Annotated in this window: 14 protein-coding genes; 2 read left to right on the top strand and 12 right to left on the bottom strand. The window is 71.2% G+C overall.

Annotated elements, in window-relative coordinates; translation table 11 throughout:
- Positions 1-39 precede the first annotated feature (39 nt).
- The 11 genes from yajC to pgsA form a co-directional block, all read right to left on the bottom strand.
- Complete coding sequence (gene yajC, locus TNCT6_RS26125) at positions 40-552, bottom strand: preprotein translocase subunit YajC (RefSeq protein ID WP_141362734.1); 513 nt, start codon at positions 550-552, stop codon at positions 40-42.
- 165 nt (positions 553-717) lie between these two features.
- Positions 718-1,812: a Holliday junction branch migration DNA helicase RuvB gene (gene ruvB / locus TNCT6_RS26120; RefSeq protein ID WP_141362732.1), complete on the bottom strand. Its 1,095-nt coding sequence runs from the start codon at positions 1,810-1,812 to the stop codon at positions 718-720.
- Positions 1,813-1,827: 15 nt separating this feature from the next.
- On the bottom strand, positions 1,828-2,433 hold the full coding sequence (gene ruvA, locus TNCT6_RS26115) for a Holliday junction branch migration protein RuvA (RefSeq protein ID WP_141362730.1): 606 nt from the start codon (positions 2,431-2,433) through the stop codon (positions 1,828-1,830).
- The gene (gene ruvC, locus TNCT6_RS26110; RefSeq protein ID WP_141362728.1) at positions 2,430-2,987 is read right to left on the bottom strand and encodes a crossover junction endodeoxyribonuclease RuvC; all 558 of its coding nucleotides are present in this window, start codon (positions 2,985-2,987) and stop codon (positions 2,430-2,432) included. Before ruvC ends, ruvA begins: the two co-directional genes overlap by 4 nt.
- Positions 2,988-3,141: 154 nt before the next feature.
- Positions 3,142-3,894: a YebC/PmpR family DNA-binding transcriptional regulator gene (locus tag TNCT6_RS26105; RefSeq protein WP_141362726.1), complete on the bottom strand. Its 753-nt coding sequence runs from the start codon at positions 3,892-3,894 to the stop codon at positions 3,142-3,144.
- 47 nt (positions 3,895-3,941) lie between these two features.
- Positions 3,942-4,550: a pyridoxal 5'-phosphate synthase glutaminase subunit PdxT gene (gene pdxT, locus TNCT6_RS26100; RefSeq protein WP_141362724.1), complete on the bottom strand. Its 609-nt coding sequence runs from the start codon at positions 4,548-4,550 to the stop codon at positions 3,942-3,944.
- A 40-nt stretch (positions 4,551-4,590) separates the two neighbouring features.
- Positions 4,591-5,439: a pyridoxal 5'-phosphate synthase lyase subunit PdxS gene (pdxS, locus tag TNCT6_RS26095; RefSeq protein WP_253266445.1), complete on the bottom strand. Its 849-nt coding sequence runs from the start codon at positions 5,437-5,439 to the stop codon at positions 4,591-4,593.
- 204 nt (positions 5,440-5,643) lie between these two features.
- On the bottom strand, positions 5,644-6,186 hold the full coding sequence (locus tag TNCT6_RS26090) for a hypothetical protein (protein ID WP_141362720.1): 543 nt from the start codon (positions 6,184-6,186) through the stop codon (positions 5,644-5,646).
- A gap of 69 nt (positions 6,187-6,255) precedes the next feature.
- On the bottom strand, positions 6,256-7,419 hold the full coding sequence (locus TNCT6_RS26085; protein WP_141362718.1) for a glycosyltransferase family 4 protein: 1,164 nt from the start codon (positions 7,417-7,419) through the stop codon (positions 6,256-6,258).
- Complete coding sequence (locus TNCT6_RS26080; RefSeq protein WP_141362716.1) at positions 7,416-8,345, bottom strand: phosphatidylinositol mannoside acyltransferase; 930 nt, start codon at positions 8,343-8,345, stop codon at positions 7,416-7,418. The genes TNCT6_RS26085 and TNCT6_RS26080 overlap by 4 nt, the downstream gene beginning before the upstream one ends.
- The gene (pgsA, locus tag TNCT6_RS26075) at positions 8,342-9,070 is read right to left on the bottom strand and encodes a phosphatidylinositol phosphate synthase (protein ID WP_141362714.1); all 729 of its coding nucleotides are present in this window, start codon (positions 9,068-9,070) and stop codon (positions 8,342-8,344) included. The genes TNCT6_RS26080 and pgsA overlap by 4 nt, the downstream gene beginning before the upstream one ends.
- Before the next feature lie 227 nt (positions 9,071-9,297).
- Here pgsA and TNCT6_RS26070 point away from each other — a divergent pair, with 227 nt between their 5' ends.
- Positions 9,298-11,496 (top strand): elongation factor G-like protein EF-G2, encoded by a 2,199-nt coding sequence (locus TNCT6_RS26070; protein ID WP_141362712.1) that lies wholly within the window; start codon positions 9,298-9,300, stop codon positions 11,494-11,496.
- 169 nt (positions 11,497-11,665) lie between these two features.
- Positions 11,666-13,333 (top strand): cytochrome d ubiquinol oxidase subunit II, encoded by a 1,668-nt coding sequence (locus TNCT6_RS26065; protein WP_141362710.1) that lies wholly within the window; start codon positions 11,666-11,668, stop codon positions 13,331-13,333.
- A 21-nt stretch (positions 13,334-13,354) separates the two neighbouring features.
- Here TNCT6_RS26065 and TNCT6_RS26060 read toward each other — a convergent pair whose 3' ends face one another.
- Positions 13,355-13,900 carry an HIT domain-containing protein gene (locus TNCT6_RS26060; RefSeq protein WP_141362708.1) on the bottom strand — a complete coding sequence of 182 codons (546 nt, stop codon included), beginning with the start codon at positions 13,898-13,900 and terminating at the stop codon, positions 13,355-13,357.
- Positions 13,901-13,902 lie beyond the last annotated feature (2 nt).

Genomic DNA, 13,902 nt, shown 5'->3' with positions numbered 1-13,902 from the left:
AGGGCGCGCGCAGGTCGTGCCGCGCGCCCTGGGTGGTGACTACTTCGCCTCGGAGTCGCCGTCGGTCTTCTTCGGCTCGTCCTCCGCCTTCGCCTCGGCCGCGTCGGCCGGCTCCTCGGCCGACTCGGCCGGGTCCTCGGCCGCGTCCTTCTTGCCGAGGTCGATGGGCTTGTCGTCGGAGGCGCCGTCGGTGTCGGCGGACTCGTCGGCACCGGTGAGGGAGGAGGCGTCGTCGGGGACGAGGTCGGCGTCGGACTTCAGGTCGTGCTCGACGCCGTGGACGATGCGGTTGTACTCGTCGTCGCTCAGGACGGTCGCGATCGCGTTCTTGGCGAACAGCAGATCGACGCCCGGGCCCGCGTCGAGGAGGACCGTGTCGTCGTTGACCTCCTTGACCGTGGCGTACATGCCCCCGATGGTGCGGATACCACTACCGGGCTGCATCTGGTCGCGCATGTCCGCGGCCTGCTGCTGCTTCTTCTTGGCCGACCGGGTCATCAGGAACATGGCCCCGATGAGCACGATGAACGGGAGGAGGGTCACGAGACTCACGGGTCGGAACTTCCTTCACACGACCGCGATGGGGAGCGGCCTGATTGGTTGGGGGTATGTGTACTGCCTACAAAGGCGGCATCGGCGGAGTCTAGGCGAGTCCGCATGCAAGGAACAACGCTCAGCATGACACCTGGGTTCCTCCCCGGGCCAATACCTCAGCCCTCACGCCCCGAACAGGCCCTGTTGTCCGTTTCCCGCAGCTGACGAGCCGGGCGGGGTGAGACCGAGGTGCGCCCAGGCTGCGGGGGTGGCGACACGGCCGCGCGGAGTACGGGCGAGCAGGCCCTCGCGGACGAGGAACGGCTCGGCGACCTCCTCGACGGTCTCACGTTCCTCGCCCACGGCGACCGCGAGCGTCGACAGGCCGACCGGGCCGCCGCCGAAGAGCTTCAGCAGTGCCTCGAGGACCGCCCGGTCGAGCCGGTCGAGGCCGCGGGCGTCGACCTCGTAGACCGCCAGGGCCGCGGCGGCGATCTCGCGCGTGATGGTCCCGTCTGCCTTGACCTGCGCGTAGTCGCGGACGCGGCGCAGCAGGCGGTTGGCGATGCGCGGGGTGCCCCGGGAGCGGCCGGCGATCTCGGCGGCGCCGTCGGTGTCGATCCGGACGTCGAGCAGGTTCGCCGAGCGGTGGACGACGCGCTCCAGCTCCGCGGGCCCGTAGAACTCCATGTGCGCGGTGAAGCCGAAGCGGTCGCGCAGCGGCGGGGGCAGCAGGCCCGCGCGTGTCGTGGCGCCCACGAGGGTGAACGGGGGCAGTTCGAGCGGGATGGCGGTGGCGCCGGGCCCCTTCCCGACGATCACGTCGACCCGGAAGTCCTCCATCGCCATGTAGAGCATCTCCTCGGCGGGCCTCGACATGCGGTGGATCTCGTCGAGGAAGAGCACCTCGCCCTCCTGGAGGGAGGACAGGATGGCCGCGAGGTCGCCGGCGTGCTGGATGGCGGGACCCGAGGTGATGCGGATGGGGGCGCCCATCTCCGCCGCGATGATCATGGACAGAGTGGTCTTTCCCAGGCCGGGGGCGCCGGACAGCAGCACGTGGTCGGCGGTGGCGCCGCGCGCCCGGGCGGCGCGCAGCACGAGGTCGAGCTGCTCGCGGACCTTCTCCTGGCCGATGAACTCGCCCAGGTCCTTGGGGCGCAGGGCGGCCTCGACGGCCTGGTCCTCACCGTCGGCGGCGGAGCCCACCAGCCGCTCCGCCCCGGGGCCGACGCGCTCCTCGGCGGCGGGCGTGTCGGTCGTGTCGTCCCAGTTCACTCACGTACTCCTGGCTCAGCGGGCTCGGTTCAGGGTCTGCAGGGCCGCCTTGAGCAACTGGCCCACCTGGGGCGTGCCGCCGGCGGCCTCGGCCTGGGGTGCCACGGCGGTCACCGCCTCGTCGGCCTCGCGGGTGGCGTACCCGAGGCCGATCAGCGCCGCGTGCAGCTGGTCGCGCCAGCCCTGGGTGACCGGTGCGCCGACGACGGGTGCGCCGATGGGCTCGCCGAGCCGGTCCTTGAGCTCCAGCAGGAGCTTCTGGGCGCCCTTCTTGCCGATGCCCGGGACGGCGGTGAGGGCCTTCTCGTCGCCGGTGGCGACGGCCCGGCGCAGGGCGTCGGGCGTGTGCACGGCCAGCATCGCCTGGGCGAGCCGCGGTCCCACCCCGCTGGCGGTCTGCAGCAGCTCGAAGACCTGGCGCTCGTCGTCGTCCGCGAAGCCGTACAGGGTCAGTGAGTCCTCCCGTACGACGAGGGAGGTGGCGAGCCTGGACGGCCGGCCGAGGCGGAGCGTGGACAGCGTGTTCGGGGTGCACTGCACGGCCATGCCGACACCGCCGACCTCGATCACCGCGGCGTCGGGGGCGAGGGCTGCGACCGTGCCGCTGACGAAGGCGATCATGCCGTACGGCCTTTCGTTGTCGTCGTTGTCGTCGGGTGTCCGGCCGCGTGCGCGGCGACGGCCTGCTGGAGCCGGTTCTGGGCGGGGGCTCGCCAGATGTGGCAGATGGCCAGGGCGAGAGCGTCGGCGGCGTCGGCCGGCTTGGGGGGCGCGGCGAGCCGCAGCAGCCGGGTGACCATGGCGCCGACCTGCGCCTTGTCGGCGCGGCCGCTTCCGGTGACGGCGGCCTTGACCTCGCTGGGGGTGTGCAGGGCGACCGGGATGCCACGGCGGGCCGCGCACAGCATCGCCACGGCGCTGGCCTGGGCGGTGCCCATCACCGTGCGCACGTTGTGCTGGCTGAACACGCGTTCCACCGCCACGTATTCGGGGCGGTGCTCGTCCAGCCACCGCTCTATCCCCTGCTCGACGGCGACGAGGCGGTGGCTCAGGTCGGCGTCCACGGGGGTGCGGACGACTCCGACGCCGAGCATGGTCAGCGGCCGGCCCGCGACTCCCTCGACGACACCGACGCCGCAGCGGGTCAGTCCGGGGTCGACTCCCAGTACGCGCACGCGTGTCCCCTCCCCTCGTGACATGGTCGCGGTCCGTGGTGGTGATCTTTGCCTGACGCCAGGCTATCCGCTGCCACCGACAACGACGGCGGGCCGGCGGGAATGTCCCACCGGCCCGTCATGCGTGCGGGGCGACCGCGCGTCCGCGGCGGCGTTACGCCTCGACCTTCTCCATGATCTCGTCGCTGACGTCGAAGTTGGCGAAGACGTTCTGCACGTCGTCGCTGTCCTCGAGCGCGTCGATCAGCTTGAAGATCTTCTTGGCGCCCTCCTCGTCCAGCTCCACCTGCATGGTGGGGACGAAGTTGGCCTCGGCGGAGTCGTAGTCGATGCCGGCCTCCTGGAGGGCGGTGCGGACCGCCACCAGGTCGGTGGCCTCGCTGAGCACCTCGAAGGACTCGCCGATGTCGTTGACCTCCTCGGCGCCCGCTTCCAGGACGGCCGTCAGGACGTCGTCCTCCGCCAAGTCGCCCTTGGGGACGATCACGACGCCCTTGCGGTTGAAGAGGTACGACACCGAGCCCGGGTCGGCCATGGAGCCGCCGTTGCGGGTCATGGCGACGCGAACGTCGGAGGCGGCGCGGTTGCGGTTGTCGGTGAGGCACTCGATGAGCACCGCGACACCGTTCGGCCCGTAACCCTCGTACATGATCGTCTCGTAGTCGGCGCCGCCGGCCTCGAGACCGCCGCCGCGCTTGATGGCCGAGTCGATGTTCTTGTTCGGCACCGACTGCTTCTTGGCCTTCTGCACGGCGTCGTAGAGCGTCGGGTTGCCGTCCAGGTCGACGCCGCCCATGCGAGCCGCGACCTCGATGTTCTTGATCAGCTTCGCGAAGAGCTTGCCGCGCTTGGCATCGATGACGGCCTTCTTGTGCTTCGTCGTGGCCCATTTAGAGTGGCCGGACATCTGCCTGTCTCCTTCGCGTAACCCGTCTGCGTACGAACGCAGGAATCCTACAAGGACTCCGCTGTCCGGTTCGCGCGCACCATGTCGACGAACAGGGCGTGCATACGGTGGTCGCCGGTCAGTTCCGGGTGGAACGACGTGGCCAGCGCGTTACCCTGGCGGACCGCGACGATGTGGCCGTCGTGCTCGGCGAGCACCTCGGCTCCGACGCCGACGGACTCGACCCAGGGGGCGCGGATGAAAACGCCCTCCACAGGATCTCCCAGAACGCCCTTGACGTCGACGGCGGCCTCGAACGACTCGTTCTGCCGCCCGAAGGCGTTGCGGCGCACGATCATGTCGATACCGCCGACGGTCTCCTGGCCCGAACGCGGGTCGAGGATCTTGTCGGCGAGCATGATCATGCCGGCGCAGGTGCCGTAGACAGGCATGCCGTCCCGCACGCGCGCGCGGAGGGGGTCCATCACTCCGAAGAGGACGGCCAGCTTGGAGATGGTGGTGGACTCGCCGCCGGGGAGGACGAGGCCGTCGACCTCGGCGAGCTCTTCGGGGCGCCGCACCGGCCTGGCCACGGCGTCCGCCGCGGCCAGGGCGATGAGGTGCTCCCGTACGTCGCCCTGGAGGGCCAGGACGCCAATGACGGGTGAGTCGGTCATGTACGTGAGGTCTCTCTGCGTGCGGTCCCTCGGAACCGGCTCACCAGCCGCGGTTGGCGTAGCGCTCGGTCTCGGGGAGGGTGTCGCAGTTGATGCCGACCATGGCCTCGCCGAGGTTGCGGGACGCCTCCGCGATGATCTTCGGGTCGTCGTAGAAGGTGGTGGCCTTCACGATGGCGGCGGCGCGCTTGGCCGGGTCGCCGGACTTGAAGATGCCGGAGCCGACGAAGACGCCCTCGGCACCGAGCTGGCGCATCAGGGCCGCGTCGGCGGGGGTGGCCACACCGCCGGCGGAGAACAGCACGACCGGGAGCTTGCCCAGCTCGGCGACCTCCTTGACCAGCTCGTACGGGGCGCGCAGCTCCTTGGCGGCGGCGTACAGCTCGTGGTTGTCGTAGCCGCGCAGGCGGGCGATCTCGTTCTTGATCTGGCGCAGGTGGCGGACGGCCTCGACGACGTTGCCGGTGCCGGCCTCGCCCTTGGAGCGGATCATCGCGGCGCCCTCGGCGATCCGGCGCAGGGCCTCGCCGAGGTTGGTGGCGCCGCAGACGAAGGGGGTGGTGAAGGCCCACTTGTCGGAGTGGTTGACCTCGTCGGCCGGGGTGAGGACCTCGGACTCGTCGATGTAGTCGACGCCGAGCGACTGAAGGACCTGGGCCTCGACGAAGTGGCCGATGCGGGACTTGGCCATGACCGGAATGGAGACGGCGTCGATGATGCCCTCGATCATGTCCGGGTCGGACATGCGGGCCACGCCGCCGTCCTTGCGGATGTCGGCGGGGACACGCTCCAGGGCCATGACCGCGACGGCGCCCGCGTCCTCGGCGATCTTCGCCTGCTCCGGCGTGACGACGTCCATGATCACGCCGCCCTTGAGCTGCTCGGCCATGCCGCGCTTCACACGGGCGGTACCGGTCTCGGGAGTCTGGGCGGAGTCGGAAATCGTGGTGGACACGGGTGACCTCACTTGGTGAGAAGAGGGTGTGGTGCGTCACCGAGGAAACGGGATTGGACCAGTCCACGGCAAGGGCCAATGGGAACCCGGTGGATCCTTTTCGCCCGGCACCGCCCGAAAGGGCGCCACCGGTTCCGGTCAGGCGGCCCGCTCCGCCAGGGCCGTCGGCGGCTCGTCGTCCATCTCGAAGGCCATGGGGAACGGGGCGTGTCCGGCCAGCCGGAACCACCGCACCTTGCGGTGCTCGCGCAGCCGGCGGGCGGCTCCCACGGCGTCGTTGTGGAAGCGGCGGGCCATCGGCACCCTGCGCACGGCCTCGGTCAGCTCGTGCGCCGCCTCCTCTCCCCCGGGCGCCTCGCGCACCGCCTCGACCTGCTGGGCCTCTGCGAACACGGCCCGCAGAGCCTGACTCAACTCGCTCTCCGCGACCTCCCGTTGCTCCTCCTCGGCCTGCCGCGCGGCGTGCGCGGACTCGTACAGCACGATGGATGCGGCCGGGTCCAGCACGCCGGAGGTGGCCAGTTCCTGCGCCACCGAGGCCCGCCGCAGCAACTGCGCGTCCAGCGCGGCCCGCGCGGCGTCGATACGGGCGTGCAGCCGGTCCAGCCGCCCGGCCGTCCAGCTCAGATACAGCCCGATGGCCACGAGCGCGACGACAATCCAGATGAGCGTTACGGTCACGGGCGGCAAGGCTACCGGGACGCGCCGCCCGGACGGCCGGGGCCTTGCGTCCCGGATGCGTTGCCGAGGTCAGTCGCGGGCCAGGCCCAGGCGGGCCCGCAGCCCCGTGGTGCGTTCGTCGGCGGCGACGGCCGCGGCGCCGGCGGTGACCGTTTCGTAGACGGAGAGGATGTCGGCGCCGACGGTCGACCAGTCGAAGCGGCGCACATGGGTGCTGCCGCGTTCGCGCAGTTCGGCTCGGCGGGACGGGTCGGACAGCAGGCGCACGGCGGCTTCGGCGAGGGCGTCGGCGTCCTCGTTGGCGAAGAGTTCACCGGCCTTGCCCTGGTCCAGGACCTGGGCGAAGGCGTCCAGGTCCGAGGCGAGGACCGGGGCTCCGGCCGACAGGGCCTCGACCAGGATGATGCCGAAGCTCTCCCCGCCGGTGTTCGGGGCCACGTACAGGTCCACGCTGCGCAGGAGACGCGCCTTGTCCTCGTCGCTGATCATGCCCAGGAACTCCACGCGCGAGCGCAGTTCCCTCGGCAGGTCCTCCACCGCCTGCTCCTCGTCCCCGCGGCCCGCGACCAGCAGACGGGCCCCCGGGCGGGCGGCGAGGATACCGGGCAGCGCCCGCATCAGCACGGGCAGGCCCTTGCGGGGCTCGTCGATGCGGCCGATGAAACCGATCGTGTCCCCCTGCCACTCGGGCCTGGGCTCGGCACGGGCGAAGAAGTCGACGTCGACGCCGTTGGGGATGACCACCGCGTCGCCGCCGAGGTGCTCGACGAGGGTGCGGCGGGCGTACTCGCTCACCGCGATCCGCGCGCTGATCTTCTCCAGGGCCGCCTGGAGGATGGCGTACGCGGCGATCATCGCCCGCGACCGGGGATTGGAGGTGTGGAAGGTGGCGACGATCGGCCCCTGGGCCGCCCAGCAGGCCAGCAGGCCCAGCGACGGCGAGGTCGGCTCGTGGATGTGGATCACGTCGAACCGGCCCTCGTGCAGCCAGCGCCGCACCCGGGCCGCCGACAGGAAGCCGAAGTTGAGCCGGGCCACCGAGCCGTTGTAGGGCACCGGGACCGCCCGGCCGGCCGAGACGGCGTAGGGAGGCAGCGGGGTGTCGTCGTCGGCGGGGGCGAGGACGGACACCTCGTGGCCGAGGCCGATGAAGTACTCCGCCAGGTCCCGGATGTGGAACTGCACACCACCGGGCACGTCCCACGAGTACGGGCAGACGATGCCGATCCTCACGCCGTCGCCTTCCCGGGACGCGCCGGATCCCGCCCGGGATCCAGGTCCGCGAGCCACAAGCGCTGAAGCATGTGCCAGTCCTCCGGATGCTCGGCGATCCCCGTGGCGAAGGCGTCGGCCAGCGCCTGTGTCATGACAGACGTCTTCTCGGCCCGCGTACCTGTCCCGGGCACGTCGACCGGGGGATGGACACGGCCCCGCATGACGGGCGAGTCGTCGTACCAGAGGGTGACGGGCAGCAGCAGGGCTCCCGTCTGCTGGGCGAGGAGGGCGGGCCCGGCGGGCATCCGGGCCGTCTCGCCGAAGAACGTCACCTCCACCCCGGAGGCCGACAGGTCACGGTCGGCGACCAGGCAGACCAGGCCGCCGTCGCGCAGCCGCCGGGCCAGCGTGCCGAACGCGGAGCCGCCGCTGTGCGGCAGGACCTCCATGCCGAGGCCCTCGCGGTAGGCGACGAACCGGTCGTAGAGCGTCTCCGGCTTCAGCCGCTCGGCGACCGTCGTGAACGGCGTCTTCAGCTCGGTGGTGACCCAGGCGCCGGCCAGGTCCCAGTTGGCCAGGTGGGGCAGGGCGAGGACGACGCCCCTGCCTGCCGCCAGACCGTCGGTCAGGTGGTGCAGGTCCTTGGGGTCGAAGCCCGCCCTGATCCGCTCGGCGCTCCAGGCCGGCAACCGGAAGGACTCCATCCAGTAGCGCAGGTACGAGCGCATCCCCGCACGCGACAGCTCGGCGAGGCGCTCGGGGGTCGCGTCGGGGACCACGCGCGCGTAGTTGCCCTCCAGCCGCCGCACACCCTTGCCCCGCTGTCGCCAGGCCAGGTCGGCGACCGTGCGGCCGAGCCGCGCGGCGACCGGTTCGGGGAGCTTCTTCACGGTGCCCCAGCCGAGCCCGTACAGCCCGTCGGTGAGCCGCTCCTGGACGGTCATTTCGCCGCCCCGCTCCCCTGCTCCCGCCGGGCCGCCTCGGCCTCCGCCTCGGCCGACTCCCGGCGCACCGTGACGACCCGCTGGATCAGCGTGACCAGGCTGCCCGCGGCGACGATCCACAGGGCGATCGGCAGCAGGTACTGGATGCCCGGCACCCCGAACTTGTGCAGGCCCGCGAACCCGGCCGCGACCAGCGAGATCACCAGCCGCTCGGCACGCTCGACCAGCCCGTTGACGGCGACCGGCAGGCCGATCGACTCGCCCCGGGCCTTGGTGTACGACACCACCTGGCCGCTGGCCAGACAGAAGATCGACACCGCGCACAGCACGTTGTCGTTGCCCTGACCCGCGTACCACAGGGCGAAACCGCCGAAGATCGCGCCGTCGGCGACCCGGTCGAGCGTGGAGTCGAGGAAGGCGCCCCAGCGGCTGGAGCGGCCGAGCTGGCGGGCCATGTTGCCGTCGACGAGGTCGGAGAACACGAACAGCGTGATCACGACCGTGCCCCAGAAGAACTCGCCCCGCGGGTAGAAGACCAGCGCACCCGCGACCACTCCGGCGGTCCCGATGAGCGTGACCGTGTCCGGGCTCACGCCCCGGCGGATGAGAAACGCGGCGAACGGTGTGAGGACACGCGTGAAGAATGCACGCGCGTACTTGTTCAGCATGGCCTTCCCGAGGGTCGGTGTCGCCGGGCGGCCCCTGCTGGCCACCGGCTGGCCCATCGTAGCCACGCACGCGCGTGCGCGGAGGTCGGGCGCCCGACCTCAGCGGGCACCGGCGACCACCCGTGCGCAAGCGCTGGTCGACGCCGGGATCGGGTCCTTCGTATGGACGCAGCGTGACGGGAGTGGAAAGCTCGAAGGACCGCGGGCGTCGCAGGAGCCGCCAGTGCACGCGGTGCCGCGTGTCCGCGCCCACAGTGACCTCACCCTCAACGGGAGGCAGGATCATGGGCGACAAGACGCAGACCCACCCCGGAGCCGCCGGCAGGGCAAGGGCGGCCGACCATCCCGCATCCGTACGCAATGTGGTGCTGGTCGGCCACTCCGGATCGGGCAAGACGACCCTGGTGGAGGCTCTCGCGCTGACCGCGGGAGCGGTGAACCGTGCGGGCCGCGTGGAGGACGGCGGCAGCATCTCGGACTACGACGAGATCGAGCACCGGCAGCAGCGCTCGGTACAACTCTCCCTGGTGCCCGTCGAATGGGACGGCATCAAGATCAACGTGCTGGACACCCCCGGCTACGCCGACTTCGTCGGGGAACTCAGGGCCGGTCTGCGCGCCGCGGACGCGGCCCTGTTCGTCGTCTCGGCCTCCGACGGCGTGGACGGCTCGACCCGCATGGTCTGGGAGGAGTGCGCGGCCGTCGGCATGCCCCGCGCCATCGTGATCACTCACCTGGAGGCCGCCCGCGCGGACTTCGAGGAGATGACACGGGTGTGCGCGGAGGCGTTCGGCGCGGACGACCCCGACGCCGTCCTGCCCCTCTACCTGCCGCTGCGCGGCCCGCAGGGACCCGACGGGCACGCGCCCGCGACCGGTCTGGTCGGACTGCTGACGCAGAAGCTGTTCGACTACTCCTCCGGCGAGCGCAAGGAGTCCGAACCGGGCGAGGACCAGCTGCCGCAGCTGGAGGAGGCCCGCAACCGGCTGATCGAGGGCATCATCGCCGAGAGCGAGGACGAGACCCTCATGGACCGCTACCTCGGCGGTGAACAGGTCGACGTCAAGACGCTCATCGAGGACCTGGAACGAGCCGTCGCCCGCGGGGCGTTCTTCCCCGTCCTGGCCGCCGCGCCCGCCGCCGAGGGCGCCAAGCAGGGCATCGGCACCGTGGAAATCCTGGAGCTGATCATCCGCGGCTTCCCCACCCCGCTGGAGCACGAGGCACCCGCGGTCACCACCATCGACGGCGGCCCGCGCGAACTGCGGCCGTGCGACCCGGACGGGCCGCTGGTCGCCGAGATCGTCAAGACCTCCTCCGACCCGTACGTCGGCCGCGTCTCCCTGATTCGCGTCTTCTCCGGCACCCTGCGCCCCGACGAGACCGTGCACGTCTCCGGACACGGCCTGGCCGACCGCGGACACGAGGACCACGATGTCGACGAGCGGGTCGGCGCCCTGTCCACCCCCTTCGGCAAGCAGCAGCGCCCGGTGACGCACGTCATCGCCGGCGACCTCGCGTGCGTGGCGAAACTGGGCCGCGCCGAGACCGGCGACACGCTCTCCGCCAAGGACGACCCGCTGCTGATGGAGCCGTGGCAGATGCCCGACCCGCTGCTGCCCCTCGCCATCCAGGCCCACAGCAAACCCGATGAGGACAAGCTCTCCCAGGGCCTGGCCCGGCTCGTCGCGGAGGACCCGACGATGCGCCTGGAGCAGAACCAGGACACCCACCAGGTGGTGCTGTGGTGCCTCGGCGAGGCCCACGCCGACGTCGCCCTGGAACGGCTGCGCAGCCGCTACGGCGTCCAGGTCGACGTCGTACCGCACCGCGTCTCGCTGCGCGAGACGTTCGCGGACCGGTCCGCGGGGCGCGGACGGCACGTCAAGCAGTCGGGTGGCCACGGCCAGTACGCCATCTGCGAGATCGAGGTGGAACCGCTGCCGGGCGGCTCGGGCATCGAGTTCGTGGACAAGGTCGTCGGCGGAGCCGTGCCACGGCAGTTCATCCCGTCGGTGGAGAAGGGGGTACGGACCCAGGCCGCCAAGGGCGTCGCCGCCGGCCACCCGCTGATCGACGTACGCGTCACCCTGCTGGACGGCAAGGCCCACTCGGTGGACTCCTCCGACGCGGCCTTCCAGACCGCGGGCGCGCTCGCACTGCGGGAGGCCGCGGCCGACGCGCGGATCCACCTGCTGGAACCGGTGGCCGAGGTGACCGTGCTGGTCGGCGACGACTACGTGGGGCCCGTGATGAGCGACCTGTCCGGACGGCGCGGCCGGGTGCTGGGCACCGAACAGGTGGGCAGCGGCCGCACCCTGATACGCGCCGAGGTGCCCGAGATCGAGATCGGCCGGTACGCGATCGACCTGCGGTCCCTGTCGCACGGCACGGCCCGCTTCGACCGCCGGTACGTACGGCACGAGCCGATGCCGCCCCAGGTGGCCGACCGCATACGCCAACAGGAGCGCGAGGCCTCATAGTCGGCGCGCCCGGCGCACAACCAGGGCACTGGAACGCATCGTTGCGAACAGGTGGACGGCTCCGGCCGTCCACCTGCCCACGCGCTCCGCTGCCGATACCCTGATGACCTGATCAACAGGTGTGCGGGGCAGGGAAGTCGGGAAGGCCGCAGATGCAGGAGCGGCGGCAATGGGGGCGGAAGTGACGGACGGATTCGATTTCAGTCCCGGGGCTCAGGTGCCCCTGTCCGGCTCGGCGGGGCAGACGGCGGCGACCAACGCGCTCGCCGCGGCCGCCTACCGGGACGACGAAGTGACCAAGATCCTGGCCGCGGACAACGAATGGCACCAGTCCAAGGTCAGTCTGCCGCGCCCCTGGGCGAAGATCTTCCGCCCCAGGTTCGGCGAGGCCTTCTCCCGCGCGGTGATCGACCGCATGCTCGGCGCCGGGCGCAAACCGCTCATCCAGTCCTTCGGCCTCGAACCCCAGGTCGTCGTGGAGCACTGCCTGGCCGCCCACCGCATCCGCCGCGACCGCGACAACTGGCTGACGGCGGTGACGGTACTGTGCGGGCTGCTCTTCCTGCCCGGCCTCTTCGTGTGGCTGCTCGTGTTCACCTTGCGCGCCACCATCGGCAAACGTGAGGACAAACGAGCCGGCGCGCTCGCCAACACCCTGCTGGTCGCCATGGCCGCACTCGCCGTGCTCTTCCTGATCAGGATGCCCTTCACCGACTTCTGGGCCTGGTACGCACGCGCGGCGGTCGTCATGCCCGTGATCGGCTGGTTCTGGGCCAAGCAGATCTGCGAACGCTCGGCGCGCGAACTGCGGGCGCGCTGGGAAGGCCTCCTGACCGGCGGCGGCGTGGGCGCCAAGATCCCCGAAGCCGTTCCGGGCAACCCCGGCGACGCGGCCGAACAAGTACGCAAGGAACTCGCCCGGCTCAGCGCCGAGCAGCGCTCCAACTCCGTCTTCTACGCCGGGCCCAAGGGCATACTCGGCATGGGCACCCGCTGGGGCAGCTGGCAGCTGGCCGAGGAACTGGTCTCCGCCGAACCGGGCAAGGAGTTCCACCCCTTCCGCAGCTGGGACGTCATCACCGCGATCCAGGGCGGCCTGGCCATGCTCGAACGCACCTCCGTCAACACCGGCGGCTTCCCCAAGCCGACCGTCACCCACTGGGTCGTCACACCGATCGGGGAGAACGCCAAGGAGGTCTCCCGGCCGAGCGGCACCGACGTCGAGACGTACACCGTCAGGACGCACGCCATACAGGACATCTGCAACAAGCAGCAGTTCGGCAGCGGCGACCGCCACTACCTCGGGGTCCAGTGGACCCTCTGGGACGGCCATCTGGTGATCACCATGCTGGTCACCGTGACGGTGCTGCACGACACCCTGCGCATCGAGGTCACCGGCCACGCCCTGGGACCGGTCAACCCCCTGTTCAACGAGAAACCGGCGGCCAAGGAGAAGGAGGTCCAGAAGGCGCTCCGCTTCTGGGAGACCCGCAAGGTGAAACTGCCCCTGATCGACGCCGACGAGGTGGTACGGCTCGCCGCCCGCGCCCCCCTGTCCTGGTACCCGCCGCTGCTGAAGTGGCTCGGCGGCAGCCTCACCCTGCCCGAGCCGTTCGGCCTGCGGCACGCCTGGGCCGACCAGCCCTGGCGGCACCGCTTCATGGCCGACGACGCGCTGCGCGCCGCCACCCCCGTGCTGCGGGTGGTGCACGCCGCGGCGCTCAAGGTCCTCAAGGAGAACGGCGTGAACGTCGAGAAGTTCGGCTCCCGCTCCGCGGTCCTCAGCGGCGCCGTCCAGGACGTGTCGCCGAGGAAGGCCGACTCCTACGACGCGTGAGGCGTACGCCCGCCGGACGGACTACTCCTGCCAGGCCTCCGCGAGCATCTTGCGGGTGTCGGCGAGAAGCTGCGGCAGCACCTTCGTGTGGCCGACCACCGGCATGAAGTTCGTGTCACCGCCCCAGCGGGGCACGATGTGCTGGTGCAGATGGGCGGCGATACCGGCGCCGGCGACCGTGCCCTGGTTCATGCCGATGTTGAAGCCATGGGCGCCGGAGGCGGCGCGCAGCGCCCGCATCGCCTGCTTGGTCAGCTCCGCCAGCTCCGCGGTCTCCGCCTCGGTCAGGTCGGTGTAGTCGGCGACGTGACGGTAGGGCACGGTCATCAGGTGGCCGCCGTTGTAGGGGTACAGATTGAGTACCGCGTACACCAGCTCGCCGCGCCGGACGATCAGCCCGTCCTCGTCGGACTTGGCCGGGATCGAGCAGAAGGGGCAGCCGTCGTCGGCACCGGGGCCGCTCGGCTTGTTCTCGCCCTGGATGTAGGCCATCCGATGGGGCGTCCACAGGCGCTGGAACGCGTCCTGCGTCCCCACTCCGATCTGCTGCTCCGGCTCACTCGTCATGC

Source organism: Streptomyces sp. 6-11-2 (genome assembly GCF_006540305.1).
Classification (GTDB): domain Bacteria; phylum Actinomycetota; class Actinomycetes; order Streptomycetales; family Streptomycetaceae; genus Streptomyces.
This window is presented reverse-complemented; position numbering and strand designations above follow the sequence as displayed.

Bases quoted from the DNA above. Each gene is read 5' to 3' on its own strand.
- ruvA (WP_141362730.1), bottom strand. From the start codon at position 2,433: ATGATCGCCTTCGTCAGCGGCACGGTCGCAGCCCTCGCCCCCGACGCC.
- TNCT6_RS26105 (WP_141362726.1), bottom strand. From the start codon at position 3,894: ATGTCCGGCCACTCTAAATGGGCCACGACGAAGCACAAGAAGGCCGTC.
- pdxT (WP_141362724.1), bottom strand. From the start codon at position 4,550: ATGACCGACTCACCCGTCATTGGCGTCCTGGCCCTCCAGGGCGACGTA.
- pdxS (WP_253266445.1), bottom strand. From the start codon at position 5,439: ATGGCCGAGCAGCTCAAGGGCGGCGTGATCATGGACGTCGTCACGCCG.
- TNCT6_RS26080 (WP_141362716.1), bottom strand. From the start codon at position 8,345: ATGACCGTCCAGGAGCGGCTCACCGACGGGCTGTACGGGCTCGGCTGG.
- pgsA (WP_141362714.1), bottom strand. From the start codon at position 9,070: ATGGGCCAGCCGGTGGCCAGCAGGGGCCGCCCGGCGACACCGACCCTC.
- TNCT6_RS26070 (WP_141362712.1), top strand. From the start codon at position 9,298: ATGGGCGACAAGACGCAGACCCACCCCGGAGCCGCCGGCAGGGCAAGG.
- TNCT6_RS26065 (WP_141362710.1), top strand. From the start codon at position 11,666: ATGGGGGCGGAAGTGACGGACGGATTCGATTTCAGTCCCGGGGCTCAG.
- TNCT6_RS26060 (WP_141362708.1), bottom strand. From the start codon at position 13,900: ATGACGAGTGAGCCGGAGCAGCAGATCGGAGTGGGGACGCAGGACGCG.